This is a genomic window from Mycobacterium sp. TH-M11 (assembly GCF_057473725.1).
Genome location: NZ_JBYCLD010000133.1, coordinates 1 through 2,729, shown reverse-complemented (window position 1 = coordinate 2,729; position 2,729 = coordinate 1). Strand labels below are relative to the sequence as shown.

Here is a 2,729-nt window from a genome sequence, read left to right as displayed (position 1 = left end):
GGTAGTACCGGTCGGCGACCGCGGCGATCTCGGCAATCAGGTCGCCGGCCCGGTTCGCGTGTGCGTCGTCGTCGGCGTCACGGATGTCGAGCACCGCGTGCAGCAGTTGCTCCTTGGATTCGAAGTGATGCAGCAGGCCGGCCGGGCTCACCCCGGCCTCACCGGCAATCTGGGCCAGCGTCGTATTGCGCCACCCGTACCGGGTCAGCAACCGCTGCGCCACGGCCAGGATCCGCTGTTTGCGGTCCTCGCCTTTGGCCCGCAGCGACTCGTACGGCCGTGTCTCGGGCATCGGACTCCTTCGGCCAACCAACCAACTGAACACACAGTAGGTTGGTTGGCCGACTGTGACAAGGGTCTCAGCCGAGCAAATTCTTGGGTCGCGCAGAGCCCGAGTCGAGCGCGGAACGACGACAGCGTCAACCGCGCCTGGGCGGCCACCTCTTGCAGCACGGCGTGAGAACGGCACTCGGACGTATCGCCGCCGCACTCCTCGCGAATCGCGGTCCCGGGATCTTGCTGTCAGGCAACGAGTTCCACGATGGTCGCGTTGGCGGTGCCGCCGCCCTCACACATGGTCTGCAGGCCGTACCGAATGCCGTTGTCGCGCATGTGATGCGCCATTCGGGTCATCAGCACCGCACCCGATGCGCCGAGCGGGTGGCCGAGCGCGATGGCTCCGCCAAGGGGGTTCAGCCGATCGGGGTCGGCACCGGTCTCGGCAAGCCACGCCAGCGGAACTGGCGCGAAAGCCTCGTTGACCTCGAACACGCCGATGTCGGAGAGTGAAACGTCGGCTTTGCCAAGCACCTTCTCGGTGGCCGGGATCGGGCCGGTGAGCATCAGCACCGGGTCCGCCCCGGTGACCGCACCGGCAACGTAGCGCACCAGCGGGGTCAGGCCGAGTTCGACCGCGATGTCTGAGGTCGTCACGAGCAAAGCTGCTGCCCCATCAGAGATCTGGGACGAATTGCCGGCATGGATCACGCCGGACTCGTCGAACGCGGGCTTGAGGCCGGCCAGCTTTTCCACCGACGTGCCGCGCCGGATGCCCTCGTCCGCGGTGACGGCGGCGTCGTCGACAAATACCGGGACGATCTGGTCGGTGAAGGCACCGCAGTCTTGCGCCGCCGCGGCGCGCTCATGGGAGCGCGCGGAGTATTCGTCGAGCCGGGCGCGGGAGAATCCCCACTTCTTGGCGATCAGCTCCGCCGAGATGCCCTGGTTGAACGAGAAATCGTCATAGCGCGCAAGAACTTTGGGGCCATACGGCTGACCGGTCGCACGAGCCGAGCCGAGCGGCACCCGGCTCATCACCTCGACACCGCCGGCGACCACGACGTCCTGCTGACCCGACATCACCGCCTGCGCCGCGAAGTCGAGCGCCTGCTGGCTGGAACCGCACGCCCGGTTGATCGTGGTGCCCGGAATGTGTTCGGGCCAGCCTGCGGCCAGCACCGCGTACCGGCCGATGTTGCTGGACTGGTCGCCGACCTGCGACACACAACCCCACACCACGTCGTCAATGATCCTGGGGTTGATGCCGGTGCGCTCGAGGAGTTCGTTGAGTACCACGGCCGACAGGTCGGCGGCATGCATGGCCGACAGGCCACCGTTTCGTTTGCCGACGGGTGTCCGCACCGCCTCGACGATGACTGTTTCACGCATTGCCCTGCTCCACTCTGTTGACCGCCCACTGCCCCGTGAACGACGGGTCGCGCCTGGCGGCGAAGGCGGCATATGCCTCCGCCGAATCCACGCTGGCGAAATTACCGACCTGCGCGCGGGCCTCGTTGGCCAGGGCATCGTGCATAGTCCGATCGGCACCCTCGTTCAACAGTGCCTTGCTGTGCGCCAACGCGATCGGCGGCCCTGCGGCCAGGCGACCGGCGAGGTCGGTGACAAAGGCGTCGATCTCGTCGGCGGCCACCATCCAGGTGACCAGGCCCAACGCCCGCGCTTTAGCGGCGCCGATGGTTTCGGCCAACAGCACCAGCCGCTTGGCCTGCTGCAAGCCAACGATTTTCGGCAGCAGCCACGAGCCACCGAGATCCACTGACAGCCCCTCCTTAGTAGTCACGAGTACGCTGGCCCGGTTGCGCCCTGTCCTCGCAGCCCGTCGATCTCGTCGGCGCTCAGCCCGAGATCGGCGAGCACCGCATCGGTGTGCTGTCCCAGACCGGGCACCGCGCCCATCGGGGGCTGATAGCCGGCGATCACGGGCGGTGGCAGCAGAGCCTGAATCGGCCCGGCAGGTGTGTCGACCTGCCGCCAGCGGTCACGCGCCGTCAGCTGCGGGTGGACCAGCACTTCGCTGGGCAGGTTGTAGCGCGAATTCTCGATCCCGGCGGCGTCGGCCGTTGTCTGCACATGCTCCAGGTCGTGCGCGGCGCACCAGGCGCCGATCGCCTCGTCCAAGATGTGACGGTGCGCGCAGCGGCCGGAATTGTGGGCGAATCGTGGATCGCCGGCAAGATCGTCGCGCCCGATCATCTGTCGTGAAAGCCGCTGCCACTCAGCATCATTAGTGGTACCCAGCACGACGGTCTGAGCGTCGGCGGTGCGGTAAGCCCCGTAGGGAGCAACCGCGGGAGAACTCATGCCCAGCGGCTCCTGGTCGATACCGGAGTGTTGAGTGTAGGTCAGCGGATACCCCATGTATTCCATCATGGTGTCGAGCAGGCTGAGTCCGATCGTGTTGCCGTGCCCACCGGGGGTCGACTGTGCAT

The 2,729-nt window shown here is 66.8% G+C and carries 3 protein-coding genes and 1 pseudogene; all 4 read right to left on the bottom strand.

Translation table 11 applies throughout. The features are described from left to right. A partial coding sequence (locus AC2VOG_RS05885; protein WP_486938982.1) for a TetR/AcrR family transcriptional regulator occupies positions 1 to 292 on the bottom strand: 292 nt, incomplete at its 3' end. Positions 293 to 522: 230 nt separating this feature from the next. Beyond that, entirely contained in the window at positions 523 to 1,668 is a 1,146-nt protein-coding gene (locus AC2VOG_RS05880; protein ID WP_486938981.1) for a thiolase family protein, read from the bottom strand. Beyond that, positions 1,661 to 2,080: pseudogene (locus tag AC2VOG_RS05875) on the bottom strand (enoyl-CoA hydratase/isomerase family protein); the annotation flags it as partial. The pseudogene AC2VOG_RS05875 and the gene AC2VOG_RS05880, both read right to left, overlap by 8 nt. Continuing rightward, on the bottom strand, positions 2,077 to 2,729 hold a 653-nt coding region (locus AC2VOG_RS05870), incomplete at its 5' end, for a CoA transferase (RefSeq protein ID WP_486938980.1). The gene AC2VOG_RS05870 and the pseudogene AC2VOG_RS05875, both read right to left, overlap by 4 nt.

Coding starts and splice junctions, on each gene's coding strand:
- AC2VOG_RS05880 (WP_486938981.1), bottom strand. CDS start 1,668: ATGCGTGAAACAGTCATCGTCGAGGCGGTGCGGACACCCGTCGGCAAA.